This window comes from Bifidobacterium sp. LH_450 (genome assembly GCF_056356715.1).
On the sequence record NZ_JBKEUU010000001.1, the window covers coordinates 264793 to 290925 of the forward strand.

Annotated in this window: 21 protein-coding genes, 1 tRNA gene and 1 riboswitch; of the genes, 9 read left to right on the forward strand and 13 right to left on the reverse strand. The window is 66.4% G+C overall.

Annotation, left to right across the window (positions count from 1 at the left end; all coding sequences use genetic code 11):
* Nucleotides 1-26: 26 nt before the first annotated feature.
* The gene (locus tag AC1AXT_RS01245; protein WP_476539969.1) at nt 27-455 is read left to right on the forward strand and encodes a metallopeptidase family protein; all 429 of its coding nucleotides are present in this window, start codon (nt 27-29) and stop codon (nt 453-455) included.
* Between the two features lie 13 nt (nt 456-468).
* Here the strand turns inward: AC1AXT_RS01245 and AC1AXT_RS01250 are convergent, their stop codons facing one another.
* On the reverse strand, nt 469-2013 hold the full coding sequence (locus AC1AXT_RS01250) for a DUF5719 family protein (protein WP_476539971.1): 1545 nt from the start codon (nt 2011-2013) through the stop codon (nt 469-471).
* Complete coding sequence (locus AC1AXT_RS01255) at nt 2010-5075, reverse strand: glycosyltransferase family 2 protein (RefSeq protein WP_476539973.1); 3066 nt, start codon at nt 5073-5075, stop codon at nt 2010-2012. Before AC1AXT_RS01255 ends, AC1AXT_RS01250 begins: the two co-directional genes overlap by 4 nt.
* Before the next feature lie 201 nt (nt 5076-5276).
* Between AC1AXT_RS01255 and AC1AXT_RS01260 the strand changes: the two genes are divergently transcribed.
* The 4 genes from AC1AXT_RS01260 to AC1AXT_RS01275 all read left to right on the forward strand — a co-directional run bounded on the left by AC1AXT_RS01260 (nt 5277) and on the right by AC1AXT_RS01275 (nt 10287).
* Nucleotides 5277-6704, forward strand: coding sequence for an LCP family protein (locus AC1AXT_RS01260; protein ID WP_476539975.1), 1428 nt, complete (start codon nt 5277-5279; stop codon nt 6702-6704).
* 72 nt (nt 6705-6776) lie between these two features.
* The gene (locus AC1AXT_RS01265) at nt 6777-8072 is read left to right on the forward strand and encodes an LCP family protein (RefSeq protein WP_476539977.1); all 1296 of its coding nucleotides are present in this window, start codon (nt 6777-6779) and stop codon (nt 8070-8072) included.
* A gap of 81 nt (nt 8073-8153) precedes the next feature.
* Entirely contained in the window at nt 8154-9884 is a 1731-nt protein-coding gene (locus tag AC1AXT_RS01270; protein WP_476539979.1) for an FtsK/SpoIIIE domain-containing protein, read from the forward strand.
* Nucleotides 9885-10008: 124 nt separating this feature from the next.
* Nucleotides 10009-10287 (forward strand): WhiB family transcriptional regulator, encoded by a 279-nt coding sequence (locus AC1AXT_RS01275; RefSeq protein ID WP_476539981.1) that lies wholly within the window; start codon nt 10009-10011, stop codon nt 10285-10287.
* Between the two features lie 144 nt (nt 10288-10431).
* On the opposite strand, the gene AC1AXT_RS01280 is transcribed toward AC1AXT_RS01275, so the two are convergent.
* A complete protein-coding gene (locus AC1AXT_RS01280) occupies nt 10432-11913 on the reverse strand; it encodes a sensor histidine kinase (protein WP_476539983.1) in 1482 nt (493 codons plus the stop codon).
* A gap of 260 nt (nt 11914-12173) precedes the next feature.
* Here AC1AXT_RS01280 and trhA point away from each other — a divergent pair, with 260 nt between their 5' ends.
* Nucleotides 12174-13094, forward strand: a complete 921-nt coding sequence (gene trhA / locus AC1AXT_RS01285; RefSeq protein WP_476539985.1) for a PAQR family membrane homeostasis protein TrhA — start codon at nt 12174-12176, stop codon at nt 13092-13094.
* 222 nt (nt 13095-13316) lie between these two features.
* On the opposite strand, the gene AC1AXT_RS01290 is transcribed toward trhA, so the two are convergent.
* The 8 genes from AC1AXT_RS01290 to eno form a co-directional block, all read right to left on the reverse strand.
* Nucleotides 13317-13799, reverse strand: a complete 483-nt coding sequence (locus AC1AXT_RS01290) for a GreA/GreB family elongation factor (RefSeq protein ID WP_476539987.1) — start codon at nt 13797-13799, stop codon at nt 13317-13319.
* An 83-nt stretch (nt 13800-13882) separates the two neighbouring features.
* On the reverse strand, nt 13883-14290 hold the full coding sequence (locus AC1AXT_RS01295) for an FKBP-type peptidyl-prolyl cis-trans isomerase (protein ID WP_476539989.1): 408 nt from the start codon (nt 14288-14290) through the stop codon (nt 13883-13885).
* 101 nt (nt 14291-14391) lie between these two features.
* Nucleotides 14392-14961 carry a cadmium transporter gene (locus tag AC1AXT_RS01300; RefSeq protein WP_476539990.1) on the reverse strand — a complete coding sequence of 190 codons (570 nt, stop codon included), beginning with the start codon at nt 14959-14961 and terminating at the stop codon, nt 14392-14394.
* Between the two features lie 97 nt (nt 14962-15058).
* A tRNA-Leu gene (locus AC1AXT_RS01305) sits at nt 15059-15137 on the reverse strand.
* Nucleotides 15138-15184: 47 nt separating this feature from the next.
* Entirely contained in the window at nt 15185-16192 is a 1008-nt protein-coding gene (locus AC1AXT_RS01310; RefSeq protein WP_476539992.1) for a Ppx/GppA phosphatase family protein, read from the reverse strand.
* Between the two features lie 11 nt (nt 16193-16203).
* Complete coding sequence (locus AC1AXT_RS01315) at nt 16204-16716, reverse strand: DUF501 domain-containing protein (RefSeq protein WP_476540504.1); 513 nt, start codon at nt 16714-16716, stop codon at nt 16204-16206.
* Between the two features lie 102 nt (nt 16717-16818).
* Nucleotides 16819-17355, reverse strand: coding sequence for an FtsB family cell division protein (locus AC1AXT_RS01320; protein ID WP_476539994.1), 537 nt, complete (start codon nt 17353-17355; stop codon nt 16819-16821).
* 100 nt (nt 17356-17455) lie between these two features.
* Nucleotides 17456-18748: a phosphopyruvate hydratase gene (gene eno / locus AC1AXT_RS01325; RefSeq protein ID WP_476539996.1), complete on the reverse strand. Its 1293-nt coding sequence runs from the start codon at nt 18746-18748 to the stop codon at nt 17456-17458.
* A gap of 171 nt (nt 18749-18919) precedes the next feature.
* Nucleotides 18920-19067: riboswitch (TPP riboswitch) on the forward strand.
* Here eno and AC1AXT_RS01330 point away from each other — a divergent pair.
* From AC1AXT_RS01330 to AC1AXT_RS01340, 3 genes are all read left to right on the forward strand, one after another.
* On the forward strand, nt 19055-19888 hold the full coding sequence (locus tag AC1AXT_RS01330; protein ID WP_476539998.1) for an ABC transporter permease: 834 nt from the start codon (nt 19055-19057) through the stop codon (nt 19886-19888). It overlaps the preceding riboswitch by 13 nt.
* A gap of 108 nt (nt 19889-19996) precedes the next feature.
* Entirely contained in the window at nt 19997-20992 is a 996-nt protein-coding gene (locus AC1AXT_RS01335; RefSeq protein WP_476540000.1) for an ABC transporter substrate-binding protein, read from the forward strand.
* Nucleotides 20989-21696 (forward strand): ABC transporter ATP-binding protein, encoded by a 708-nt coding sequence (locus AC1AXT_RS01340; RefSeq protein WP_476540002.1) that lies wholly within the window; start codon nt 20989-20991, stop codon nt 21694-21696. Before AC1AXT_RS01335 ends, AC1AXT_RS01340 begins: the two co-directional genes overlap by 4 nt.
* A 114-nt stretch (nt 21697-21810) precedes the next feature.
* Here the strand turns inward: AC1AXT_RS01340 and mfd are convergent, their stop codons facing one another.
* Both mfd and pth read right to left on the reverse strand, forming a co-directional pair.
* Nucleotides 21811-25389: a transcription-repair coupling factor gene (gene mfd, locus AC1AXT_RS01345; protein WP_476540004.1), complete on the reverse strand. Its 3579-nt coding sequence runs from the start codon at nt 25387-25389 to the stop codon at nt 21811-21813.
* Nucleotides 25379-25978 (reverse strand): aminoacyl-tRNA hydrolase, encoded by a 600-nt coding sequence (pth, locus tag AC1AXT_RS01350; protein ID WP_476540006.1) that lies wholly within the window; start codon nt 25976-25978, stop codon nt 25379-25381. Before pth ends, mfd begins: the two co-directional genes overlap by 11 nt.
* Between the last annotated feature and the right edge of the window lie 155 nt (nt 25979-26133).

Consider the following 26133-nt stretch of genomic DNA (forward strand, 5'->3'; position numbering starts at 1 on the left):
TTAGGGTTTGCCCTATGGTGGACACCATGTATACACCTCCATGGGAAGCCAAAGTCTACCGCAACCGGCACGGACGGGGCATCCGCACGCCGACGTTCGGGCGGCGGCTGCCGCGCTACCGCACGCGCAGCGGCTATTTCGACGACTGCGTGGCGTCGCAGCTGCGCCGCTTGGCGGCCGCATGGCCCGAGCTGGTCCAGCCGGTGCAGTTCGCAGTCGAGGACGTGCCGCCTTCCGCCCCGGCCCCATGGGAAGCCGAACCCAACCTCTCGTCGCAGGCGTTCGCCGCCACGCACGGCTCCCCGGCCCGCGTCGTGCTCTACCGCATGCCGTTGCAGACCCATGCGCAGGACCGGCAGGACCTGCAGTTCCTCATCCGCGACGAACTCGTATACCGCCTGGCCGAGCTCTATGGGCGCCGCCCCGAGGAAATCGATCCGGACTGGGGCATGTAGCGGCAGCACGCCCCTAGCGCACGATGCCCTGGTCGGCGCGCGCGAAGACGGTTTCCTGGTTGACCTTGAGCTCGTTCGCATGCAGGAAGCCGACGCCGGCCAGCCCAGCCTTGTCCACCTCGGCGTTCGTGGCCCACACCCCCCATGCCAGCGCCTCCTGCGGCGCCGACACGCGGATGGCCGCCACGTCGTCCCCGAGGTCGCCCAGGGGCAGCCGGATGCCGTGGCCGGCGTCCAGGCCCTGCTCCTTGGTCTGCTTGACGGAGCCGTCCGCGCCGATGGCCTCGACGGTCACGTCCACGGAGGACTGCGACGCATTGGCGAGCACGACGGCGCCGGAAGCATGCTCCGGCAACGCCACGGCGGAATCGGACAGGCCGGCCACGCCGTTCGCCAGCGCGAAATCCCGCTGCCCTCCGTCGCCGTCATAGGCGGCATACGCCTGCGCATTCACCGCATGGTCCGCTTGCACGAGCACGCCGCGCACCCCTTCGGGCGCATCCCCGAGCTCCTTGACGGCCACCTGGCCGCCCTTGAGCTGCACGTCGCCGGCTTCCTTGAGGCCGTCCTGCGTAATCCAGGACACCGAGGCGTCCGCGCCGTCCTCGGCGAACAGGCGCAGCGTCACCGACGCGCTGCCCTCGTCGAGCGCCATCGCCTGCGTCGTGGCCGCTTCCTGCAGCGGCACCGCGAAATCGGAGCCGTGCGGCGTCAGGCCGTCCATCGCAATCGACCGCACGACGGCCGCTACCGGCGTCGTGTCGCTGGACACCTCGACGTACAGGCCGTTTTCATTGGCGGCGGCGGCCCCTAGATCGACCGTCTTGGAAGAGGAAGCTCCCAGCGCGATGGTGCCGCTGGTGGCGATGGCGACCTTGCCGGACGTGCCCCAGACGTTGATCTGCACCGACGTGGCCTGGTCCGACGGATTGGCGATGACCAGCTGCTCGGTATTGCCGTTGCCGGTAGCGGGCACCAGCAGCCGCTGGTTCAGGCCCACCGCAACGCACGAGGCGGCCGATACGCCTTCGATATCCCCCTGCGTCGCCCACGAGAACAGCGCTCCCGCGGCCCCGGTGCCGTCCTCGGCGCTCAGGATGCGCGTGTCGAATACGGTGCCGCCCTCCTGCGCCGTGCCGTTCGACAGCACGACATCGGCGTCGTCATCGGCGGCATCCAGTACGGACGCGTCGTCTCCATCCGAGTCGCCCAGCGCCTCCGTCTGCGCATGGAACACCGAGCCGAACGCCGCATAGCGCGTCGACGACGCGATGTCGCCCACCGACGCCTGGAATTCGGAATCGCCGTAGGACCCCGTGTCGGCGAGGTTCATCTGCGCGGGGCAATACTGCTCGATCTGCTTGGGGCTCACCTGCTGGCTGATGGCATCGCTGGACACCGACGCCTGCGTTGCGGGCACGGACGCCGGCTCCAGCACGGTCAGCGACGCGGCCACCAATGCGGCCACGATGGCGCCTACGGTCCCGATGGCGGCATGGGCGGCCTTGGCCCCGCGCGATGCCGGTTCGTTGCCGCCGTTGCCAATCTGCTTGCTCATGCTTCCTCCCTGATGGTGCGATGGCGCCGTGGCAGCGCGGCGACGAGATACAGCGCGACGATGATGCCAAGGCACCACAGCCATGCGACGCGCCATGGGCTGGACTGCGTGGCCATCTGCCAGGACGTATCGATGCGGGCGTCCGCGCCGTCATCGCTGGATACGCGGAAGTATTCGCCCGAATCGTTGCTCACCACCGATTTGGCGCCGGACGAGGACGTGATGTTGGAAATCAGCTGGTCGCTCGCCTTGGCGCTGGCTGCAGAGCCTTCCACGACATAGATTCCGCCGAACCCCAGCGACGCCAGCTCGTCGATGGCGTCGGAGTCGGCGTTTGCCAGCAGCCGGCCGCCCAGCAGCGCGATGCGGTCGTTCTCCGGATTCGTTTCGGCGTCGAATGCGAAACGGACGCGTTCGGCCGGCGACACGTCGATGAGGTCGCCGCGGGACGTGCGCATGACCGCGTATTCCACCGTATTGGAGCTGGATGCGCACAGCGCGAGCACCCTGCGGTCGGGGTCCTGGGACAGGTATTCCTGCGCGACCATCGGCAGCCCGGTGCCGGTAATGGCCACCGACCCGCCGTCCTGGCGGGCATATCCAGCCCACCCGCCCAGGGTGGCCATGGCCGCCAGCGCCAGCGCTACCAGCAGGCTGGCGGTACGGTTCAGCGAACGCGTGCCGTTGGCGGCGTTCAGCTCGGCGAAGCGCTTGACGGCCGGGCCGGCCATCATGCACATGCAGATGAATACGCCCATGAGCGCCATGACGAAGCCCGGCATGGCGCTGCCGCCTGCGTCGCCCCATGAGGCGACGCCGATGGTCACCGCGCCCGAGGCGATGGCGAGCAGCATGCCGCATGCGATGGCGATCCATGCGATATGGCTGGCGCGGAACAGCGACGGCCTGGCCAGCGCGAAGACGGCGACGATGAGGAACGCCGCCAGCAATGCGAGGATCAGGATGGCGCGCACATCCTCCGGATCGCTCCATGCGGAGGCAGAGAACAGGTCGATGCCGCCGGTGATGCCGAGCGCATCGGAAGCGATGGACAGCAGGTTGCGTACCGCCGGCGTGCCGTTGGCAGAGCGCGACGGCGTCATGACATCGCCGAACAGCTGGCGCCACATCTGCGGGTATTTCACGCAGTTTACGATGGTCGGCGCCAGCGCGAACGCCGCCGGCAACGGGATGAGCAGCAGCTTGAGCCGGTGGGACCGCACCAGCACGACGAAAGCCAGGAAGACGACGACCAGCGCCAGCAGCAGCTGGGGCTCGGCCGCCACGACGGGGATGTAGAGCAGGGCCGACACGGCGGCGGCCTGCACGGAGGCGCGCGGATTGACGGGCTGCTCGGTGCGGTACATGCCCACGGCCTTGCAGGAGAAGGCGAAGGCCGCCGGCAGGAAGACCATGACGCACAGCATCGGCAGGTTCGCGTCGGCGTAGAAGCCCAGCGCCATCGCCATCGCGAACCATGCCAGCGCCGCGATGACGCGCACGGCGTCCGAACGGGTCACGACTCCGGCCAGGGCCCAGAAGGACAGCACCATGGCCGGCGCCGACAGGAAGAAGATGAGCGACAGCGACGCGGCGACATTGCCGCCGGTGCACAGCGACGCGACCAGCACCACCAGCAGGAAGGGCGTCGGCGGCGCCGGCGTGCCGGTGCCGGTGCCGAATGCCCAGGGCGTCGTGGCCGCCGCGGCCAGCTGGCCGAAGGATGCGCCGGTAGGCAGCAGCGTGTCCGAATACAGCGATGCGTCGGAAAAGGCATAGCGCAGGATGGTCCAGTACATCGCCGCGACGACGCCGAACGCCAGCAGCGCCGCGATGGCGGCCAGCGACCACCGCCTGATCCGGCGCGCCCGCAGATGCGCCAGGGCGAGGGGGTTGAGGACGTCACGCTCCTCGTCGTCATGGAATTCCCGCGTGGCGGCCTTCCACTGGCGGATCTGGCCGCGGTCGGCCTTCACCATCGCAAGGTCGGCGCGGCTTACGGCCCCGGCCGACTGGATGCGGCTGCGGGCGCCCAGCGCCCCGGGGATGCCGGCCAGCGCGATCCACGGCATGCACAGCCTGCACCAGGCGCGGTAGGGATACTTCGCGAACAGCTGCCGTACCGCCGAGCGTACGGCGACGATGATGCCCCATAGCCACGCGAGAGGCCACCAAGGCGCCTTCATGTCGGTATACCGGTATTTCTGGATGGCCGACAGCCGGGCCATCGTCGTGTCCTGCGGCTGCTGCGGGTCGAGGGGGCGGCCATCATGCGTGCGCACGCCGTCATAGCGCGCGCGCCGGTGCGCGATGCGGGCCTGCGGCACGACGACCACGCGCTTGCCGGCGAGGCACAGGCGCCGGCAGAAGTCCTGCGATTCGGCGAACGTCGTGAACCATGGGTTGATGCCGCGCGCGTCCGCCAGCGTATGGTCGGGCACCAGCGCGCCGGCCAGCGACACGGCGAATACGTCCTGGCGCCCGTCGTACTGCTCCTGGTCGGGTTCGCCGTCGACGACCAGCGAGCAGACGCGGTGGTGGCCTTCATAGGCGCCGACCGAATGCAGCCTGCGCCCTTGCCAGTCCAGCTGCTTGGCGCCGAGGATGGCCGCCGTCGGCGTATTGCTCCATGCCTCGAGCAGCCGTTCCAGGCATCGGCTGTCGGCTGGGCGCGAATCGTCATGCAGCAGCCACAGCGTGCGGCTTGCGGTATCGATGCTGGCGTTGCGCACGGCCTTGGCGACGGCGTCGCCAAACGACTTCGCCTGCGCGACCTTGACGATCTGGATGGCAATGCTGGAGGTGCCCTGGGCGCATGCCACGTCGGCCATGGCCTGCACGGACTGGAGCGTCTGGCCGGAGCAGTCGGCGATGACGATGGTGGCAGGGACCACGCTCTGGCCAAGCACCGCATGCAGCGTGGAAGGCAGGAACCGCATGTCGCTCTCCACGGTGATGACGGCCGTCACCCGCTCCTCGATCCGGACGGCATTGGCGCACGGCTGGCCTTCCAGCGTCCCGGCGACCAGGCGCTGTATTTCGGTGGTCCCTGTTAATTGCATAGTCTCCAGTGTACGCAAACGCCCCTAGCGGGGGTGCGCTTGGTAAATCTTCGGTGCCCGATCCGTGCGTTTTTACCGCTTTTTCAGGCTGGCGTCTTATAATCGCTTCTCGTTTGGAGCGTAGTGTTCCGCTGACCATTCCGTCAGGAGACCAGACCGTGCTCCCGCATGGCTTTTTCCGCGAAAACGAAAGGCAAGATTTTGGCCTCTCATAGGTACCAAGGCGACGCGAATCCCAATATCGGAGGTTCCCATCGCACGCCTCCCCGGCACTCCGTCGGCTACCAGGTACGCCATAAGGGCCGCATGATCCTGTGCTGCCTGATTGCCGGCATCCTGGTGTTCATCGGCACCGCGGCAGCAGCCGTCTGGATCAATATCGATTCTGCCGTGCAGAACACGAAAGTGGAATTCATTTCGCAGAACGGCGAAAGCGAGGAAACGCTTGACCCGAATGCCGGCAAGCCCATCACTTTCCTGATCCTGGGACAGGACACGCGCGACGGCGACTCCGGGTCCATCACCGGCGATGCCGATGAGAATTCCGGACTGCATAACGCCGACACGACGATGGTCGCCCAGATCGCGGCCGACCGTTCGTGGATCAACCTCGTGTCGATTCCGCGCGACTCCATCGTCACGGTCCCCAGCTGCAAGACCAGCAACGGCACCGTGCCGGCGCAGTACGACGTCATGTTCAATTCGATTTTCGCGACCTCCTACAGCGTCGGCGGCAACCTGGCTTCGGCCGCCACCTGCACCGCCGAAGCCGTCAATTCGCTGACGGGCCTGGACATCAAGAACTTCGTCGTCGTGGATTTCCAGGGTCTCTACGACATGATCGACGCCCTCGGCGGCGTCGACATCTGCCTGCCTACCGACATCCAGGACTCGTATACCGACCTCGACCTCAAGAAGGGCCTGAACCATTTCGACGGCCTGACCGCCACCCAGTACGCGCGCATGCGCCACGGCACCAATACCGACGGCTCCGACATCATGCGCACCACGCGCCAGCAATACCTCATCAAGGCGATCCTGCGCGAGGCGATTTCGAAGAACCTGTTCACCCAGTCGAACCAGCTCTACCAGCTCGCGCTGGCCGCCATCCGCTCGCTGAACATCTCCAGCGGCATGGCGAACACCAGCGCGCTCGTCGGCCTGGCGATGAGCCTGGCCAACCTCGACACGTCGCATATCTATGCGCAGACGGTGCCGGTGACGCCGTGGGCCTACAACCAGAACCACGTCGTATGGGCCGACAGCGCCGACGAGGTCTGGGCCAAGCTCAAGGATGCCGAACCGCTGTATTCCAGCGACGATTCCTCCTCCGCGTCGCCCACGGACGACGCCTCCTCCGCCGATGCCTCCGCATCCGCCTCCCCCAGCGCGACCGACGCCGAAACCGCCGGCACCGGCAGCGGCACGCAAGCCGAAGGCAAGGACGAGGGCACCTACAATGCCGATACCGGCCTGATCGAGGAGGCGGACGGCACGCTGATCGACCCCAATACCGGCGGCACCGTCGATCCGGAAACCGGAAGCATCCTCGACCCCGACACCAACCAGTACATCGGCATCGCCGACAAGTACATCAACTTCACGGTCTGCGGCATCAAGACCGACTGACCTCCCCGATAAGGCCGGTGGCGGCCGCTGCAGCCTGCGGCCGCCACCGGCGTGTAAGGAAACGCATCCCCCATGACGCAGCCCGATGGCACCCCCCAGTCCCCCGCACCGCCCAGCTTCGCGCCAGCGTCCCGCGCCGGCGCGGCAAAGGCGCACAGCCGTACGGCGTCATCCAGTTCCCAGCCGCAATCGTTTGCCCCGGCGCAGCCACTGAAGCCGGCGCGCTCCCGTGGAAGCGCCGGGACCGGCAACGGCGACCGCGGGGCGACTGCGGCTCCGCCCAGTTTCGAGCCGGCTCGGGGGCATGCGCCCGCAACGCGTTCCACGCAGGGCTCGACAAGCCATGCCGCCCCCGCTCCAGCTCGTCCGGGCCCTCCGGCCAGGAAAGCGAACGCCGCTGCGCAGCCTCCGTCGCCGCGCAAGCCGCGCAGGAAGCGGCACCGCCTGCTCAAGGCGCTGGCCGTCATCCTGGCCGTCATCGTCGTGGCGCTGGCGGCGCTGGTCGGATGGGTGAACGCCAACCTCAACAAGGAGCCGTGGCTGACCAGCACCGCCGACAATTCATCCGCGCAAAGCTGGCTGATCCTCGGTTCGGATGAACGCGACGGCACGACCGGCCAGGACGGCACGACCGGCGCGCGCACCGATACGATCCTCGTCCTCACGAAGCCCAAAAGCGGCCCGAGCTCGCTGATTTCCATTCCTCGCGACTCGCTGGTGTCCGTCGACGGCGCCTACATGAAGATCAACGCCGTCATGTCCCTCTACGGCCGCTCCGCGCTGGTCGGGGAAGTCGAGGACATCACCGGGTACAAGATCGACCATGTCGCGGAACTGTCCTTCGGGGGGCTCAAGGACGTCGTGGACGCCCTCGGCGGCGTGACGCTGTGCTATGACAGCGACGTGAACGACGAGAAATCCGACCTGACGTGGACGGCGGGCTGCCATACCGCCGACGGCACGACGGCCCTGGCTTTCTCGCGCATGCGCTATTCCGATCCGAATGGCGATTTCGGCCGCGCCGAGCGGCAGCGGCAGGTCATCGGGGCCATCGTCAAGAAAGCGTTCTCGCCTTCCACGCTGTTCAATTTCCCCAAGATCAAGAAGGTGGCGGACGCGACGCTCGATTCGCTCTACGTCGATGAGAAGACGAATGCGTTCACGCTGATGCAGATGGCGCTCGCCTTCCAGTCCGCTTCGGGTTCGGGCGGCATTACCGGCAGCCTGTACTGGACCGATCCGGGCTACTACGTGGACGGGGTCGGCTCCTGCGTCCTCCTCGACGACGCGCAGAACACGCAGCTCTTCAAGGAGCTCAACGAAGGCACGCACGAAGCCGGAACGGTGGGCACGCTCGCCGAATCCTAGGCGGCGGTGGACGACACACCCGTCCATCCACTTTCGCCCGGAGCGCTGGCAAGCACGCTGCGCGGCTTCGAGACTGGATGCATGTTCGGTTCACGAAAACGCCGCAAGGCGCGGCGTCCAGCGCGTCGGGGCGGCATGCTGCGCGCGGTGGCGGCAGCTGCCCCGATGGCGGCCCAGGCAGTGCTGCTGGCGGCGTTGCTGGCGCAGCGGCAATGGCTGTTCGCCCTCATGGTCGGCGCAGGGTGCATCGGCAGCGTCGCGGCGCTTGCCGTGCGCCATGGCGGCCAGGATGCGCACGCGTCCCGTGCCGTGGACCGCCAGCCTGCAGCGAGGGCGCCTGTAGGCGCAGCCTTGGCCAAAGGCGCGGCCGAAGAGGCCGCGCCGGGATGCCCCGACCTTGAGCATCTGCTTGGACTGCATGGCGACGATGCCTCATGGCGGACCATCAGCCGTGGATGGCTGCAGCCGCCGCCATCGCTGTGCGTGCCCATAGGCGTCCAGGCCGCGTCCCCACGCCCCTTCACGCTCGACCTGGCGGCGGATGGCCCGCATGCCATCGTCGCGGGCACGACGGGGTCAGGCAAATCGGTGCTGCTGCAAAGCTGGTGCATCGCCATGGCGGCCCTGCAGCCTCCATGGCGCCTGCAGTTCCTGTTCCTCGACTTCAAGGGCGGCTCGGCCCTCGACATGCTCTCCAGGCTGCCCCATGTGCGCGGCTGCGTCAGCGACCTCGATCTCGGCCACGCGGTACGCGCGCTGGCGGCCGCAGAACGCGAGCTCAAGGCCCGCGAAGCCCTGGCGGCGGCCTGCCATGCGTCCTCCATCGACGCCATGCCGTCGCCGCCGCCGCGCCTTGTCATCGTCGTCGACGAATTCCACGCGCTGTCGGATCAGCTGCCTGACTACATGGACCGCCTGGTCCGGGTCGCCTCGCTCGGACGCTCGCTCGGCATGCATCTGGTGGCGTGCACCCAGAACCCGATGGGCCAGATCAGCGGCGCAATGAAGGCGAACATGGCGCTGCGCGTATGCCTGCGCGTCAAGGACGCCATGCAGTCGCAGGAAATGATCGGCACGTCGCAAGCGGCCTGTTTGGATGGCAGCCGGCCCGGATCGGCGCTGGCAGCCGTCGACGGGTCTTGCCGCCGGTTCCAATGCGCCGCAAGCGGCTGCATCGGCGGCCTGCTGCGCAACATCGACGCGGCGGCCATGATGCACCGCTACGAGCGCGAGCCCCCGCTCTTCTCCACGCCGCTGCCCGCCACGCTGAGCGAGGCCGAACTGCAGGCATGGCTCGAACGGGAAAGGGCGCCGCTGGCCATGGCATTGCCGATAGGGCTCGAAGACGACGGCGTTGCGCTCCATGTCGCGTGGCTCCCGCTGGATGCCGGCAATATCGCCATCATCGGGCCGCAGGGGCACGGCAAGACCAATACGCTGCGCTGGCTAAGGCGCCAGCCGGTTCCCTACGGCCTCGAGCTGGACGTCATCGACGACGCGGACCGCCTGCTCGATCCGCTCAACGGCTCACAGGAGGCGCAGGAGCTGCGGCGCAAGCTGGCGGATGCCCGCATCGTCGTGGCGATGGGGCTGACATCAAGCCGCCATCTGCGCATACCGGAACACTGCACGGTACGGCTCGTGTTTCCCACCGGCGAGCGGGCCGTGGACCTTGCCGACGGCATTCCGGCAACGATTGCCGGAATGGACGGCGCCCGGCGGCGCCAGCCGGCAGGGCGCGCCGTGCTCATTGCGCCGCAAGGCACGCGTGCCGTCCAATGCGTGCATTGCGTAGACCAACGGCATCGTTAGCAGAAGGAAACGCGCGTCGCCTTTTTTCAACAAAGTTTTTACAAACCCTTGAAATTTGCCCACCGAGAACTTAGCATGGAATCTCGTCAGCCTTTAGAGTCCCCCAGCAGAAGAAGGATATCCCATGAGCAGTGCATTCGATTGGCGAGCCAAGGCCGCTTGCCGCGACAAGGATCCGGAACTGTTCTTTCCGGTCGGCAACACCGGCGCCGCCTATCAGCAGATCGAAGAGGCGAAAGCCGTTTGCCGCACCTGCAAGGTCATCGACGCCTGCCTGAAATGCGCGATGGAAACCAATCAGGACTACGGCGTGTGGGGTGGTCTGTCGGAGGACGAGCGCCGCGCCCTGAAGCGCCGCGCCATGCGTGCGCGCCGTTCGCAGTCGATGCAGATGCAGATGTAGGGTCTGCCATGGCAGAACAAGGGCCCCGTTCTGGCCGTCAGGACGGGGCCCTTTCGCATGCCGGCGCCCGCACGCACCGGGGCATTCCCGAAAAAACAGGGGGCGCCGGTCCCGGCGCCCCGCATCCGGATACCCCGGATGCATTCAGGAGGCTGCGCGCAGCTTCATGTCGAGCACGACCCGGGTGCCGCCCTCCCGGCGGGGCTCCCAGCGGACGGTGCCGCCGAAATCGTTCTTCACGAACGTGTTGATGATCTGCGTGCCAAGCCCGGAGCCCGACGAGCGCGCCATGCCGTCGTGCTCTTCATGCTCGATGCCGTTGCCGTCATCCTCCACCACCACGTTCAGGCTCGTGCCGGAACGGCCGACGGACACGGTGATATGCCCTTCGGAACGCCCTTCGTAGCCATGCTCGACGCAATTGGTGATCAGCTCGGTCAGCACCAGCGACAGCGGCGTCGCGTCCTGCGCCGGCATCATGCCGAACTTGCCGACATAGGAGATGGAGATATGCTGGTCGCGCATCGAGGCAAGGTCGATGCTCATGCGCAGCAGATTGGCGATGACCTTGTCGAAATCGACGATTTCGTCGGCGGTCTGGCTCAGGCCCTCATGCACCATGGCGATGGTCTGCACGCGGCGCTGGGCTTCCGCCAGCTCTTTCTTGACCTCCTCGGAGCTGGTCTTGCGCGCCTGCAGCCGCAGCAGCGCCGAAACGGCCTGGAGGTTGTTCTTCACGCGGTGGTGGATTTCGGAAATCGTCGCGTCCTTCGTCTGCAGCTCCACTTCGCGGCGGCGCAGCTCCGTGACGTCGCGGCACAGCACGATGGCGCCGACCCGCCCTGCCTCGTCCTTCAGCGGCAGGGAACGCATCGATATGGCGGACCGGTTCGTGCTGATCTCCGAGTCGACGGCGGCCTTGCCGGCAAGCACCAGCGGGAGGGTTTCGGGAACCGGGTCCTTCTCATGCAGCAGCGACGTGCCGATTTCGCTCAGGTAGCGCCCCTCCATCGTCCCGTTCATCCCCAGCCTCCTGAAGCAGCTGATGGCGTTGGGGGACGCGTATTCGACGATGCCGTCGTTGGTCAGGATGATGAAGCCGTCGGCTACGCGCGCGTTGTGGCGCTGGTTCATCACCGAATCGGAATACGGGAACTGCCCGCGTGTGATCATGTCGTAGAGCCGCTTGCCCGCGTTGATGCTCTCGAGCTCGTAGCGTCCGTTCGATTCCCGGGTCGCCATGTTCGTCTCGCGCACGACGAGCCCCAGCGTCTTGCCGCGATGGCGGATCGGCGCATAGACGTTGCAGACCATCGATTTGTCGACCGGCCGCAGCGTCGTCGAACGGAAGATCGACTGGCTCTTCATCGCTTCATCGAGTTCCTCCGCATACGAGGGCGGCACGACGGACCCCACGACGTCGTCGGGACGCAGGCTCATGACAGTGGACGGCCGGCATTGCTCCGCGATGACGTAGGAACCGTCGCCGTTCTGCAGGATCAGCATGAGGTCGGCGAAGCTCAGGTCGGCGATGACCTGCCAGTCGGCAACGAGATGATGCAGCCATTCGCGGTCCGAATCGTCGAAATCCGGACGCGTGGCCAATACTTCGGAAAAATCTGCCATGCCGCCATTCTATCGGCCCCGCTGCCAGCGCCGCCCCCGTGCGCCCAGGAACGCAGATGTCCCCCGGCGCAAAGCAGTCGCCGACCCGTCCCTCCCCCTTGCGCTCAGGAACGCAGGGATTTGACTTATCGCTAAGTTACGCTAACGTAGCTTCCAGTGGTTACGGAAACGTAGCTTACGGTTGCGTAGGTACGTTCCGCCTTCTTTCGGCAAACGAGGTGACTACAGTGGCAAACGCTACCAACATGATGGAGGTCCCCATGGCGTCACGCACGGCGAAACCTTCGGCCCCCCAGCGCAGCGACGCGCAAATCGCCGCCAAACGGCAGGCGGTGATCCAGGCGCGCGAACAGGCGTTGCAAGCGAAAGCCGACCGCGTGCGGCTCAAGGCGCGCACGAAGGCCGAGAACATCCGTTCGAAGGCCGACGCGAAGGCCAAGCTCGCCATCGCCAAGGGCGAGGCGCATGCTGCGAAGATCGAGGGCATCGCCCCCAAGGAAGTGGAACGCAAGATCCGCCTCGACGTACACGGCCGGGAAAAGCCGCTGATGCGCGGCTGGCTGCACGCCATCACGGCGCCGCTGGCGCTGGCCGCCGGCATCGTACTCATCTGCATCGCACATGGCACCGGCCTCAAATGGGCATGCGCCGTGTTCATGACGGCCTCGCTGATCCTGTTCACCAATTCGGCCGCCTACCATATCGGCGACTGGAGCCCGCGCGTCACCGACGTACTGCGGCGCATCGACCATGTCAACATCTTCCTGCTCATCGCGGGCACCTATACGCCGGTGTCGTTCGCGCTCGACGATTTCTGGCGCCGGGTCATCATCATCGGCATGTGGACCTGCACCGCCATCGCGATGACGATCCATGTGTGCTGGATCAACGCCCCGCGCTGGCTCTACACGGCCGTCTACATCGTCTTCGGCGTTTCCGGCATCATGTTCATGGGCCTGTTCTGGACCTCGCCGGCCGCCGGTCCCGCCGTCGTCATCCTGATCCTGGCCGGCGGCCTGTGCTACATCGCCGGCGCGATCGTGTACGGCCTGCGCCGTCCCGACCCGTGGCCGAAAGTATTCGGCTTCCATGAAATCTTCCATCTGGGCACCGTCGCCGGCTACGCCTGCCATGTCGTGGCGATCTACCTGGTCATCATCCGCCTCGCCCACATGGGCTAGGTGGCCGCCGCATCGGCGGCCACGCGTTGTCAGGCGCCCCGCAGGCCGTGTGGATTCAGGTTCGCCTCCGTCTTTTGTGCCCTCTAGGTTCCCCGCGGCCCCATGATGGGTTGGCACCACGGACGCAGGGCCCCTACGCGAAAAGGGGAAGACATCGGTATCGATGCCCTCCCCTTTTCGTTTTCTGCGTGTACGGGATGGAACCAGGCCGCCCGCACGCCCTTACTGCAGCGGCTTGGCTTCCTTGATCAGCACGTCCATCATGCGCCCGTTGGGCGTGGCGTACTGGACCGTATCGCCTTCCTTGGCGCCCATGATGGCGGCGCCGACCGGCGATTCAGGGGAAATGACGTCGTAGTCGGTGGCTACGGCGATGTCGCGCGAACCGACGACATACACCATTTCATTGCCGGCAAGGTCGAGCGTGACCACCGAGCCGTTGCCGACGACGCCGGCCTGCGGCTTCTCGAGGATCTTCGCGTTGCGCAGCTTGACGATCAGCTCGTTGACGCGCCCCTCGTTCTTGCCCTGCTCCTCGCGGGCAGCCTGGTAGCCGCCGTTTTCCGACAGGTCGCCCTCGGCGCGGGCCGCCGCGATGCGTTCGGTGATCTCGTCGCGGTATTCGCCCTGCCGCCAGTTGAGCTCCTCCTGGAGCTTGTCGTACGCTTCCTGCGTCAGCAGGACGGTCTTCTCTTCTTCTGCCATGGATATGAGCCTCCTCTATGGTGAAACAAGGCACCGGCGCTGCAGATGCGCCGGTGCCGATACAGCCTTGACGGGACCCGCTGTCAGCGGGTCGAGATGATGTCGATGACGAACACGATCGTGTCGTCGCCGCCGATGCCGGCCTGCGGCGCCCCCGCCGAGCCGTAGCCGTACTGCGGCGGAATGGATACCAGCAGCCGCGAACCGACGTTGTGCCCCGGCACCGTCTGGTCCCACCCCTTGATGACCTGTCCGACGCCGATGCCGAACGTGGCCGGCTGGTGGCGCGCGAAGCTGGAATCGAACGGCTCCGTATGCCCCCAGACCACGCCTTCGTAGTTGACGGTAACCTGGTCGCCGCGGCGCACCATCGGGCCATCGCCTTCCACGAGCTCCACGACCTTCAAGCCCTTGGGGGCCTCTTCGGACGGGAACTCGAATACGGGCGCGGCACCGAATTCACCGGGTACTACGGGCATCTGTGCGGACATGGCATCCTCCTAACGCTGATACGCAACGAAACACTAGCCTAGCACTTTCCGTGCGGGAGCCCGACCACTTGCGCCGCATTCCAAGGCTTTTCCAAGAATCCCTAGCCAATCGCCCCCGCCATGCACGCCAATACGTAGGCTCCCGCGACGGCCAGCACGACCGTGGCGACGCCGATGGCGATGACGGCTGCGCGATGGCGGCTGAAGCGCTCCCCCAGCGTCGACGCGGCGAAAAACGCCGCCAAGCCCAATACGGCGCCATTGACGGTGGCGAGGGTGACGCTTCCCGATTCCATCGCCCCGACGCCTACCGACGCGCAGATCTGGTCCATGATGGACACGATGACGAACCGCGTCCAGACGCCGAAAGCGATGGCGCCGATGACCGCATACGCCAGCGGCTGCACCTTCGGCTTCATGCGGTAGGCGAACGATTCGCAGCACCAGAGCGCCGCGAAGCCGACGACATAGCTGAACGCGACGGCGAACAGGCAGGCAACGAGCGCCCATGGCAGGACGGGAAAGACCGCTTCGCGGGTCAGGCTGACGTATACCGGCGAGCACAGCGCCTCCCCCAGGCACAGCGCTAGCGCCGCCACCACTGCCTGGGCAAGCATGACGGGTACGCCGGAAACCTTGTTTTTCGTAATGTTGAAGCTGCTGGACGACATTGCGCTCCCCTGGTTGGCCGATGGGTTGGTTGATGCTCCAGTGTAGACGGTGCCGCGCTACGGCCGCGTTACCATTGCGCAACATCGTCGAAACAGGTGCCCCCGGTGGGACTCGAACCCACACGCCTAGGCGGCTGATTTTAAGTCAGCTGCGTCTACCATTCCGCCACAGGGGCCAGCGTTGCGGGACGACGCCCGCACACGTTTCGGTATTATGCCACACCTACCGGCCCGACAGCAATCGGGCGCCGAGGTCGAGCACGATGCCGTCGAGCAGGCCGTGCTCGCTGGCGATGTAGGAGTCTAGCTGCTGGCCATGGTCCTCGTAGGCCGCCTGGCCGAGGCGGTCGAGCACGCGGCTGAGCACGACCGCGCCGCCGCCCACCACGTCGATGCGGCCCGGATGGATCGTTTTGTAGGAGCGGCGCTCTTCGCGCGTCATGTGCAGGAACCGGTCGTCGACGGCGAAGGCGCGCTCGAACGGCATGCGCACGCCGTCCACCTTGCCGTGGTCGTATTCCCTGAGCCCCATCGCCAGCGCCGTCATCGTCGTCACCGATCCCGACACGCCGATGATCGTATGGGCTTCTCCAGCGTCGACATGGCGCAGCGCCTCGTCGATATGGGCGTCGACGTCCCGGCATGCCTCGCCGATCTCCTCTTCGGTGGGCGGATCATGATGCAGATGGCGTTCGGTCATGCGCACGGAGCCGACGTCCATCGAGAACGCCTGGCGCACTTCGGTGGCCGGGCTGGATACGCCGTCGCCGCCAAGCACGAGCTCGGTGGACCCTCCCCCGAGGTCGACGACGATGTAGGGCGCCTCGGCGTGCGACCCCTCGAGGTTCGACGTGGCGGCCAGGAAGCTCAGCGCCGCCTCTTCGGTGCCGGGGATGACTTCCGGGCGCACGCCGAGCAGCGCTTCGACGGCGTCCTCGAATTCCTCGCGGTTGGAGGCGTCCCGGGTGGCGCTGGTAGCCACGAAGCGCAGGGCCTGCACCGGATGATCCTTGAGAATGTCCGCGAATTCACGGACGGCCGCGTAGGTGCGCTCCAGCGCATCGGGGGCGAACCGGTGGGTCTTGTCCACGTCCTGGCCGAGGCGCACGACGCGCAGGACGCGCGGGACGATGTCCTCCATCGTCCCGTCCTCGTATACGCGGGCCACTTTCAGGCGGATGGAGTTGGTGCCGCAATCGATGCCGGCGACGACGGCTGAGCGCGAAGCCATGGGAATCCTTTCTACAGCGAGCAGCGGCACACGGCCGGATCGAATTCGTCCTTGACGAGGTCGAGCACCTCATCGCCTACCGGATTGACGCCCCGTCCCATCACCAGCGTCTGGGCCAGCAGCGCATGCAGGCATTTGACGCGCTCCGGCAGCCCGCCGGCGCTGATGCCCTCGATATGCTCCTCGCTGTCGCCGGTGCGTGCGGCGAGCTCATGGCGGAACTCAAGGTACATGCGGTGGGCCTGTGCATAGGCATCCCGCAGGCCCTCATCGTCGGCGAGGCGCTGGTTGAACGCCTTCATCGCGCCGTCGGCCTCAAGGCGCGAGACGGCCTTGACCGCTTCAGGGCTCGTCAGATAGCAACTGGTAGGGAACGGCGTGCCGTCTTCAAGCTGCGGGCGCGTGACGACGGCCAGCGGCCGGCCGCACGCGCAGCGGGCGCCGACCGCGACCATGCCGCGCGGATAACGCCCCAGCTGCCGTTCGACCTGTTCGATGTCGGCCGGCGTCGCCGGCTGTGCCATGATGCGGTCCAGCAGGGCCGCGGCGTTGAATGAAGCAACCACGAAATCATTCCAATCTTGTATAGAAAAAAAAAGGGGACGCACGCCGCTTGCAGCGGTGCCTTACTCGCCGGAGTCCGCAGACGGATCGGACGAGCCGGACGGGCTGGCGGACGCGCCGGAAGACGCCTGCCCCGCTTCGCCCTGCGAGCTTTCGGCGCTCTTGTGCGTATCGGCTTCCCTCAGCGAATAGGCAAGCTCGCTGTACCAGGGCAGCGTCGATTCGGAATCCGAAGCGCCCTGCTCCTGCGCATCGGCAGACGTCTCGCCGGTGACCGCTTCGGGATGCTCGACCTTGATCGGCGTCTCGCCGGAAAACACGAAGCCGAGGCGTTCCCTGGCCTGCGCGATGACATACGCATCGTCGTCCCAGCGTTCGATGTTGTTTTCCAGTTCCTGCTTTTGCGCTATCAGGGACGCTTCCTGCTTCTTCAGCGCATTGAGCTCGGCTAGATTCAGCGCGTAGGTATGGAACGTCGAAATCAGCTGTATGGCGCCCAGCGCGATGATGAACAGCGCCACGAAGAAGGCGACGGGACCGCCGCCGCCCTTGGCTTTCTTCACCGGGGCTTGCTGCTTCGGACGTGGGCGAGATGTCATAGCACAAAAAATACCCGCCGCTTTCGACTTGCGGAAGCGGCGGGAGAAGCTAGTGGCTCACGCGCGGCGCTGCAGCGATGCTACGGCCGCGCGATGTCTATCACATGTACTTCTTGCAGGCCTTGAAGGCGTTGTAGCCGGCGTACTCGGCGGTCGAGCCAAGCTCTTCCTCGATCTCGAGCAGGCGGTTGTACTTGGCGATGCGCTCGCCGCGGGCCGGGGCGCCGGTCTTGATCTGGCCGGTGTTCTTGGCGACGGCGAGGTCGGAGATCGTCGTGTCCGGGGTTTCGCCGGAACGGTGGGACACCATGGAGGTGAAGCCGTTCTTCGTGGCCAGCTCGATGGCGTCGAGCGTTTCGGAAACGGTGCCGATCTGGTTGAGCTTGACGAGCAGCGAGTTGCCGGCGCCCATGTCGATGCCCTTCTTCAGGCGCACCGGGTTGGTGACGAACAGGTCGTCGCCGACGAACTGCAGGCGGTCGCCGAGGGCCTTGGTGATCTTGGCCCAGTCTTCCCAGCCTTCTTCCTGGAACGGATCCTCGATGGAGACGATCGGGAACTCGTCGACGAGCTTCTCGTAGAAGTCGAGCATGTATTCGGCGTCGCGGTCTTCGCCGTCGAAGCGGTACTTGCCGGTCTCCTTGTTGTAGAACTCGGAGGAAGCGACGTCAAGGGCGATGCCGATCTGCTTGCCCGGCTCGTAGCCGGCGGCGGAGATGGCGTCCATGATGTACTTGAGCGAGTCCTCGTTGGTCTTCATCTTCGGCGCGAAGCCGCCCTCGTCGCCCAGCCCGGTGGCCAGGCCTTCCTTCTTCAGGACGTTCTTCAGCGTGTGGTAGACCTCGACGCCGGCCTGCAGGGCCTCGGAGTAGGTGTCGAAGCCGTACGGGGAGATCATGTACTCCTGGATATCGGTGGCGAAGTCGGCGTGGGCGCCGCCGTTCATGATGTTCATGTTCGGAACCGGCAGGATGTGGCCGTTGGTGCCGCCGATGTAGCGGTACAGCGGCAGCTCGGCGGACTGGGCGGCGGCATAGAGCGCGGCCAGCGAGACGCCGAGGATGGCGTTCGCGCCCAGACGGTCCTTGTTCGGGGTGCCGTCGAGCTCGATCATCAGGTCGTCGAGGGCGCGCTGGTCAGTGGCGTCCATGCCAATGATCTTCGGCGCGATCTCTTCGTTGACGGCCTTGACGGCGTTCAGGACGCCCTTGCCGAGGTAGACGGACTTGTCGCCATCGCGACGCTCCCAGGCTTCCGCCTCGCCGGTCGAAGCACCGGACGGCACGAGGCCCAGGCCACGGGCGCCGTCTTCGCAGTCGAGAACGACCTCGACGGTCGGGTTGCCGCGGGAATCAAGAATCTGGCGTGCATACACGCTTTCAATTGCTGCCACAACTGCTCCTTTATGTGTAGGTTGTGATGACAAGGCCAAGCGTAGTGCGCTTATTGGACGATGACGCACCTGCAGGCGGCCGTTGCCGTGCGCGCTCACAAATGCCTCGGCGGCCTTTCCGCATTGCGGAATGCGCACCGTTGCCTGACGCCCCCATGCCCTACTGTGGCTGCTTGTGGCACGGGGTGCCTTCGATTTCCCCTTAAAAACGCTCGCGCATCCGTCGACTGGGCGCCGAAGCGGGGCCGGAAGGCTGAGATCATACCCGTCGAACCTGATATAGCCAGCACTATCGAAGGGAATGTCATGTCCGACGTTTCATTGCCGGCGCGCAGCACTGCGCATTCCGGCGATTCCGACGCGCCTGCGCAGCGGGCGCCATCCGCCAGACGCCGATGGAGCGTGGCTGCGCACGCCGCGCTGCCATGGTGCTCGATTGCGCTGCTTATCGCGCTGTGGGCGTGGGCCACCCGCAATGGCGGCTCGTTCCTGCCCTCCCCCGCGCAGGTCGTGGCCGCCGGCGCCGACCTCCAGGCCGAAGGCATCCTGCTGCCCTCGCTCGCCACCAGCCTTGCGCGCGTAGGGCTCGGCCTGGGCGCCGGGCTGGTGGCCGCCATCGCCCTGGCCGCGCTGACCTGCTCGTCGTCGCTGGGATACGCCATCGCCGACAAGCCGGTGCATATGCTGCGCTCCATTCCCTTCCCGGCGCTGACGCCGCTGCTGATCATCCTGCTCGGCATCGGCGAGACGATGAAGGTCACGCTGATCGCCATCGGCGCATTCGGCCTGATCTACGTCAACCTGCGCGACGCCATCCGCGGCATCGACCCGAAGCTGATGGAGCTGGCGCGCGCCTACGGCCTGACCCGCATGCAGACGCTGCGCAAGGTGCTCCTGCCGGGGGCGCTGCCCGGGCTGATGACCGGCCTGCGCTTCGCAACGGTCGTGGCGTGGATCGCGCTGGCCAGCTGCGAAACCGTCAATGCCTCTACGGGACTGGGCTACATCCTCTCGCGGGCCCAGCAATTCTCCCGCACCGACCAGATGGTGCTGTGCATCGCGGTCTACGCCGTGCTTGGGCTCCTTTCGGAAGCGCTGGTCAACCTGCTGTCCAAGGCGGCGATGCCCTGGCGCCGCTAGCGCGCCATAGGCCGCGCCGGCGTCAGGACGCCATCGGGGCCGGCGCAAGCATCCCCAATCAATCCAACCCCCATCAATCCAATGACCCATCGAACGCAAGGAACAACCATGACCATTGCCAGAACCACAGGGCTGCAGCGCGCGGCTGCCAAGGCCGTCGCGGCGGCCGCCGCCTGCCTCGCCATCGCGGCAAGCGCCGGATGCGGCGCAGCCAACGCGGACGGCTCCGGAGAACAGGCCACGATACGCGTAGCCTACCTGTCGACGGCCAACTACCTGACCACGCTCAAGGACGAGGATTTCGTCAAGGATACGATGGCGCCGTATGCCGCCGAATTCTCCGGGCCGTTCAACGTGCCCTCCGAAGCGCAGCAGGCCGTGCTGTCCGGCAACGCGGATACGACCAGCACCGGCACCGGCCACTTCATCAAGCTGGCGGCCGAGGAAGTGCCGTGGGTAGCCTACGCGATCGAATACTATACCGGCGATTCGCAGGGCATCGTGGCGGCACCGGGCACCGGCATCGAATCCGTGGCCGATCTGAAGGGCAAGCGCATCGGCATCGACAAGAAGGGCGCTACCGGCGACTATATCGTGCACGCCGCGCTGGAAGCGGCCGGCATGAGCGCCGACGACGTCGAGGAAGTCGAGCTGAGCCAGAACGATTTCTCGGCAGCCTTCCAGTCCGGCCAGATCGACGCGCTCGCCTCCTACGACCAGAACCTCGCGGCCGGCATCGCCACCGAAGGCTCCAGGCTGCTGGTGACCGGCGACCAGTACGGTTCGAAGAACGTGAGCATCCACATCGTCTCGAAGGCATTCGCCGACGAGCACCCCGAAGTGGTCGTCAAGATGTACGAATCGCTGAAGGCGGAGGCGGACAAGGCCGCCGAGGACCCGTCGCTCATCTACGACGCCTATGCGGGCTTCGGCGCCTCCGAGGGCATCATGGACGTCATCAAGGGCTTCAGCGTGCCGACGATCCTGCCGGTGGACGCCGACGGCCGCGCCATGCTCGACGAACTCGCCCGGCAGTACGTGGACTTCGGATTCATCGACGAAGCCCCCGACCTGGACGACTACGTGATGGACTGCACCGCATGAGCGCCGGCGACGGGGCCCTGGTGGCGCAGCTGGACGGCATCGGCGCCCGGTACGGCAGCACCGAGGTGCTCCACGACGTTTCGCTCTCCGTCCATCCAGGCGAATTCGTGGCGGTCGTCGGGCGTTCTGGCTGCGGCAAGTCCACGCTGCTGCGCATCATCGCCGGGCTCATGGAGCCGAGCGCAGGCCATGCCGCGTCTACCGAGCGCAAGGCGATGATGTTCCAGGATGCGCGGCTGCTGCCATGGAGCCGCGTGAAGGACAACGTCATGCTGGGACTGGCCGGCGGCAAGCGGCAACGTGAACAGGCCGCCAGCCACGCATTGCGGCTCGTGCAGCTCGAGGACCATGCCGGCAAATGGCCGGCCGGCCTGTCAGGCGGCCAGCAGCAGCGCGTGGCGCTCGCCCGGGCGCTGGCGCGCCAGCCTGACCTGCTGCTGCTCGACGAACCGTTCGGCGCGCTGGATGCGTTGACCCGGTTCGACATGCAGGACCTGCTGGTCCATGTGAAGGCCGCCACCGGCTGCGCCGTGGTGATGGTGACGCACGACCTTGCGGAAGCCGTCAGGCTGGCGGATACGGTCATCGTGCTGTCCGGCGGCCGCGTGGACGGCGTCGTATGCCCCGGGCGCGAATCGCTGGACGAATTCGGGCGCCCCCGTGACCATGCCGTCATCGAGGACCGGCTGCGAGCGCTGTTGTAGGGACGCGCGACCGGGCCGGAAACCGGGAGGGGCCGCAAGCCATCGCCATTGGCTTGCGGCCCCTTCATGCATCATGCTTTCCGTCCCGGGCTTTCTGGCACTGGGCTCCTTGTACTAGCCTTTCTGCGAGCGGGGAGCGGGCTTCCATGCCAGGTCGGCGAGCAGCTGCTCGGTCCAGGCCAGCACGGCCTGTTCGGGCATCGGCCCCGACCCCAGCGAGCCTGCGAACGGCGTGGGAACCGTATAGGTTTTCGTCAATGGCCGGTATTGCGAGCCCGGGTAGATGCGCGCCATGCGCATCTGCACCGAATCGGGCGGCTCGATCTTCCCGATGCGTATCGTCTTGCCCTGGGCGATGATGTCGGTGATGCCCATCGACCGGGCCTGTTCGCGCAGGCGTGCGATGTCGAACAGGGCGTTGAACGCTTCGGGAGGTTCGCCGTAGCGGTCCTTGAGTTCTTCTTCCAGGGCCTTCAGGTCGCCTTCGCTGCGTGCGCCGGCGAGCTTGCGGTAGATTTCCAGCCTCAGCTTGTCGGAGTCGATGTAGTCGACGGGGATGGAGGCTTCGACGGGCAGGTCGATCGTGACGGCGAGCGGCTCGACGCGGTCGGGCTCCTTGTATTCGTCGATTGCCTGGGAGACCATCCTGACGTAGAGGTCGAAGCCGACCCCTTCGATGTGGCCGCTCTGCTCGTCGCCAAGCAGGTTGCCGGTGCCCCTGAGCTCGAGGTCCTTCATGGCGACGTCGAACCCGGAGCCGAGGGCGGTGTTCTGGGCTATCGTGACGAGGCGTTCATGCGACTGCTCGGTCATGGGCCGTGCGGGATCGTAGAGGAAGTAGGCGTAGGCGCGTTCGCGCCCGCGCCCCACGCGTCCGCGCAGCTGGTGGAGCTGGGAGAGGCCGAACCGGTCGGCGTGGTCGACGATGAGCGTATTGGCATTGGAGATATCGAGCCCCGTTTCGATGATCGTCGTCGTCACCAGCACGTCGATGTCGCGATGCCAGAAGTCCTGGATGACTTCGTCGAGCTGTTTCTTGCCCATTTTGCCGTGGGCTATGCCGACGTTGGCTTCGGGGACGAGCTCCTTGATCTTCGCCGCCGTTTTGGAGATGTCCTCGACGCGGTTGTGCAGGAAGAAGACCTGGCCGCCGCGCATCAGTTCGCGCCGTATGGCGGCGGTGACCTGGGCGTCTTCGTAGGCGCCGACGTAGGTGAGGACCGGAAGGCGGTCCTCGGGGGGCGTGGCGAGCGTGGACATTTCGCGGATGCCGGTGATGGCCATCTCCAGCGTGCGCGGGATAGGCGTGGCGGACAGCGAGAGCACGTCGACGTTGGTGCGCAGGGCCTTGAGCGTCTCCTTATGCTCGACGCCGAAGCGCTGCTCTTCGTCGATGATGACGAGGCCGAGGTCCTTGAACTTGATGGAAGGGTTGAGCAGCTTGTGGGTGCCGATGACGACGTCGACGGAACCGTCGGCCAGGCCGGCTTCGGTTTCCTTGATCTCCTTGGCGCTCTGGAAGCGGCTCATCGTGCGCACGTTGACGGGGAAGCCTTCGAAGCGTTCGCTGAACGTTTCGAAATGCTGCTGCGCCAGCAGCGTCGTGGGCACGAGGACGACGACCTGCTTGGAATCCTGGACGGCCTTGAAGGCGGCGCGCACGGCGATTTCGGTCTTGCCGAAGCCGACGTCGCCGCAGATGAGGCGGTCCATCGGCATGGGCTTTTCCATGTCGGCCTTCACGTCGTCGATGGTCGTGAGCTGGTCGGCGGTTTCCTGGTATGGGAAGGCGTCCTCGAGCTCCTTCTGCCAGGGCGTGTCCTTGGAGAAGGCGAAGCCCTTGGAGCGCTGACGCGCCGAGTAGAGCTTGATGAGGTCTTCGGCCACTTCGTGGACGTGCTTCTTCGCCTTGGCCTTCGTGGACGCCCAGTCGGATCCGCCGAGCTTGTTGAGCTTGGGGGCGTCCGATCCGATGTACTTGCTGACCTGGTCAAGCTGGTCGGTGGGGATAAACAGCTTGTCCGGCGGCGCGCCGCGCTTGCTGGGGGCGTATTCGAGGACGAGGTATTCGCGGGTGGCCTTGCCGGCTCCCGCGCCGGTGGTGCGCTGGCGCATTTCGAGGAAGCGGCCGATGCCATGCTGTTCGTGCACGACGTAGTCGCCCGGCTTGAGCTCCATGAGGTCGATGGCGTTGCGCCGTTTCCTTTTAGGCGTCCTGGGCGCGCCTGCCGCGCTGGCGTGGCCGGTGATGTCCCGTTCGGTCAGCACGGCGATGCGGGCTGCCGGATCGATGAAGCCATCGAATGCCTGGGAGCGTACCGCGTCGACGGGGGCGATGCCCGCGGATGCCAGCATGCGCTTGAGGCGCGCCAGCGTGCCCTGGCCTGCGGCGGTGACGGTGACGCCGTATCCCTCCGCCAGCAGCCCGGCCATGCCTTCCGTCGTCTTGCGTTCGTCGCCGCGCCACGATCCGGGCGCCAGCGCGTCGAGCTGGACGTGGCCCGGCAGCGAGGCGTCCACCGACAGCGCGGTGACGTTCCACACGTCGCGCCTTGAGTTGGCCAGCATGGCGACGGTGGTCCCGTAGTCGTAGAAGTTGGCCGCGTCGAATGAAATGGGCGCGCCCGCGCCATGGCCGGAAGCGGCGACGTGCCAGCTGGTGGCGAGGAATTCATTGGCCGTCTTGTTCAGGTCGTCGACGGCGCGGCGCAGCTTTTCCGGGTCGCACAGCATGACGGTGGCCCGTTCGTCGAGCAGCGACGACACGGGCTGCATGTCGTCGACCAGCGCCGGCGTGAGCGACTCCATGCCTTCCACGGGGATGCCGTCGGCAAGCGAAGCGAGCATGTCGTCGGCATTGGGAATGGAGCCGATGAGCGAGCGGGCACGGTCGCGCACGGCCTGCGTCAGGGGCAGCTCGCGGCATGGCGTGGCCCAGACCTGTTCGATGGGCTCGCCGAACGTACGCTGGTCGGAGGCGTGGAACGCCCGGATGGATTCGATGTCGTCGCCGAAGAACTCGATGCGCACGGGATGCGGCGCCGTGGGTGGGAAGACGTCGATGATGCCGCCGCGTACGGCGAATTCGCCGCGGTCCATGACCAGCTCGACGCGCGTATAGGCGTTGGTGACCAGCGCTTCGGCCGCTTCGTCCAGCGCGATTTCCTCGCCTTGCGCGAAGACCAGCGGCTTGATGTCGCCGACGCCGGCGACGACCGGCTGGATCAGCGAGCGCACGGGCATGACGAGGATGTCGATGGGGCCGAACAGCGCGCTGCCCGGTTCGGGGTGCGCCAGCCGGCGCAATACCGCCATGCGGTTGGCAACGGTGTCGGCACGGGGGGAAAGCCGCTCATGGGGCAGCGTTTCCCATGCCTCGAGCAGCGCCACGGCCTGCGGGTCGCCGCCATACCAGCTGCGCACCGCGTTGAGCGTGTCTTCGGCATGGCGGCTCGAGGGGACGACGATGACGACGGGCGCGTGGGCGGCACGCGCCGCCGCCAGCGCGGGGCGGATGCCTTCGGGGGCGCCGACCAGCAGCGCGGGGTCGCCGGATCCAGGGGCGTCGCATTCCCCCGCGGCGAGCCTGCGGAACGAGGCGTCGGCGTTCAGGGCCTCCAGCAGGCCCGACAGGGAACCGGATTCGAGTTCGCGGGGTTCCTGGCTGCCGCGGTCGCGTGGCTCAGCGCACATTGTAGACGTCCTGCGCCTTGGCCAGCCCTTCGAACATGATCGCCTCCGTGGCGTCCGCCGCGTCGGCGAGGAATGCGGGCATCTGCTTTTCCTGGGCCTTGTTGAATTTGCCGAGCACGAAGTTGATGGAGTTCTCATGGGCGTCGCCGCCGCGCGACGAGTGGCCGGTGCCCATGCGCACGCGGAAGTAGTCGGGGGTGTGCAGGCACCGGTCGATGGACTTGATGCCGTTGTGGCCGCCGGAGGAACCGCCCTTCTTGAGCTTGATGCGGCCGAAGTCCAGGTCCATGTCGTCGTGGATGACGATGATATGCCCGGCGTCGATGTGGTAGTACTCGCGGATCGATTCGACGGCCTGCCCGGATTCGTTCATGTAGGTCAGCGGCTTGGCCAGGAAGAACTTCCTCGTCTCGCCGTGCAGCGACATCGTGCCCTTGCCGAGGTCGGCAAGCCCCTTGTGGTTGGAGAATTTCACGTCCCATCGTGCCGCGAGCTCGTTCGCCGCTGCGAATCCGATGTTGTGCCGGGTGCCACGGTATTTGGCGCCGGGGTTGCCGAGTCCGGCCACCAGCCAAAAATCTGACGACATGCTGCCTTCCTGCCTGTTTCGTGATGTCGGCGGCCGGGCCGCCAACGCATGCATGCCCGCACGCCTGGGGCGTGCGGGCCAAAGTGACAAGCATATCGTAGCCTGCGGCGTGGGCGGATGCGAAGGCGCCACGCACTGGGCGCAAAACGGCGCGC

What these genes read in the sequence shown, in the direction of transcription:
- AC1AXT_RS01245 (WP_476539969.1), top strand. Translation starts at nt 27, where the DNA reads ATGTATACACCTCCATGGGAAGCCAAAGTCTACCGCAACCGGCACGGA.
- AC1AXT_RS01250 (WP_476539971.1), bottom strand. Translation starts at nt 2,013, where the DNA reads ATGAGCAAGCAGATTGGCAACGGCGGCAACGAACCGGCATCGCGCGGG.
- AC1AXT_RS01255 (WP_476539973.1), bottom strand. Translation starts at nt 5,075, where the DNA reads ATGCAATTAACAGGGACCACCGAAATACAGCGCCTGGTCGCCGGGACG.
- AC1AXT_RS01265 (WP_476539977.1), top strand. Translation starts at nt 6,777, where the DNA reads ATGACGCAGCCCGATGGCACCCCCCAGTCCCCCGCACCGCCCAGCTTC.
- AC1AXT_RS01270 (WP_476539979.1), top strand. Translation starts at nt 8,154, where the DNA reads ATGTTCGGTTCACGAAAACGCCGCAAGGCGCGGCGTCCAGCGCGTCGG.
- AC1AXT_RS01275 (WP_476539981.1), top strand. Translation starts at nt 10,009, where the DNA reads ATGAGCAGTGCATTCGATTGGCGAGCCAAGGCCGCTTGCCGCGACAAG.
- AC1AXT_RS01280 (WP_476539983.1), bottom strand. Translation starts at nt 11,913, where the DNA reads ATGGCAGATTTTTCCGAAGTATTGGCCACGCGTCCGGATTTCGACGAT.
- trhA (WP_476539985.1), top strand. Translation starts at nt 12,174, where the DNA reads ATGGCGTCACGCACGGCGAAACCTTCGGCCCCCCAGCGCAGCGACGCG.
- AC1AXT_RS01290 (WP_476539987.1), bottom strand. Translation starts at nt 13,799, where the DNA reads ATGGCAGAAGAAGAGAAGACCGTCCTGCTGACGCAGGAAGCGTACGAC.
- AC1AXT_RS01295 (WP_476539989.1), bottom strand. Translation starts at nt 14,290, where the DNA reads ATGTCCGCACAGATGCCCGTAGTACCCGGTGAATTCGGTGCCGCGCCC.
- AC1AXT_RS01300 (WP_476539990.1), bottom strand. Translation starts at nt 14,961, where the DNA reads ATGTCGTCCAGCAGCTTCAACATTACGAAAAACAAGGTTTCCGGCGTA.
- AC1AXT_RS01310 (WP_476539992.1), bottom strand. Translation starts at nt 16,192, where the DNA reads ATGGCTTCGCGCTCAGCCGTCGTCGCCGGCATCGATTGCGGCACCAAC.
- AC1AXT_RS01315 (WP_476540504.1), bottom strand. Translation starts at nt 16,716, where the DNA reads ATGGCACAGCCGGCGACGCCGGCCGACATCGAACAGGTCGAACGGCAG.
- AC1AXT_RS01320 (WP_476539994.1), bottom strand. Translation starts at nt 17,355, where the DNA reads ATGACATCTCGCCCACGTCCGAAGCAGCAAGCCCCGGTGAAGAAAGCC.
- AC1AXT_RS01330 (WP_476539998.1), top strand. Translation starts at nt 19,055, where the DNA reads ATGTCCGACGTTTCATTGCCGGCGCGCAGCACTGCGCATTCCGGCGAT.
- AC1AXT_RS01335 (WP_476540000.1), top strand. Translation starts at nt 19,997, where the DNA reads ATGACCATTGCCAGAACCACAGGGCTGCAGCGCGCGGCTGCCAAGGCC.
- AC1AXT_RS01340 (WP_476540002.1), top strand. Translation starts at nt 20,989, where the DNA reads ATGAGCGCCGGCGACGGGGCCCTGGTGGCGCAGCTGGACGGCATCGGC.
- mfd (WP_476540004.1), bottom strand. Translation starts at nt 25,389, where the DNA reads ATGTGCGCTGAGCCACGCGACCGCGGCAGCCAGGAACCCCGCGAACTC.
- pth (WP_476540006.1), bottom strand. Translation starts at nt 25,978, where the DNA reads ATGTCGTCAGATTTTTGGCTGGTGGCCGGACTCGGCAACCCCGGCGCC.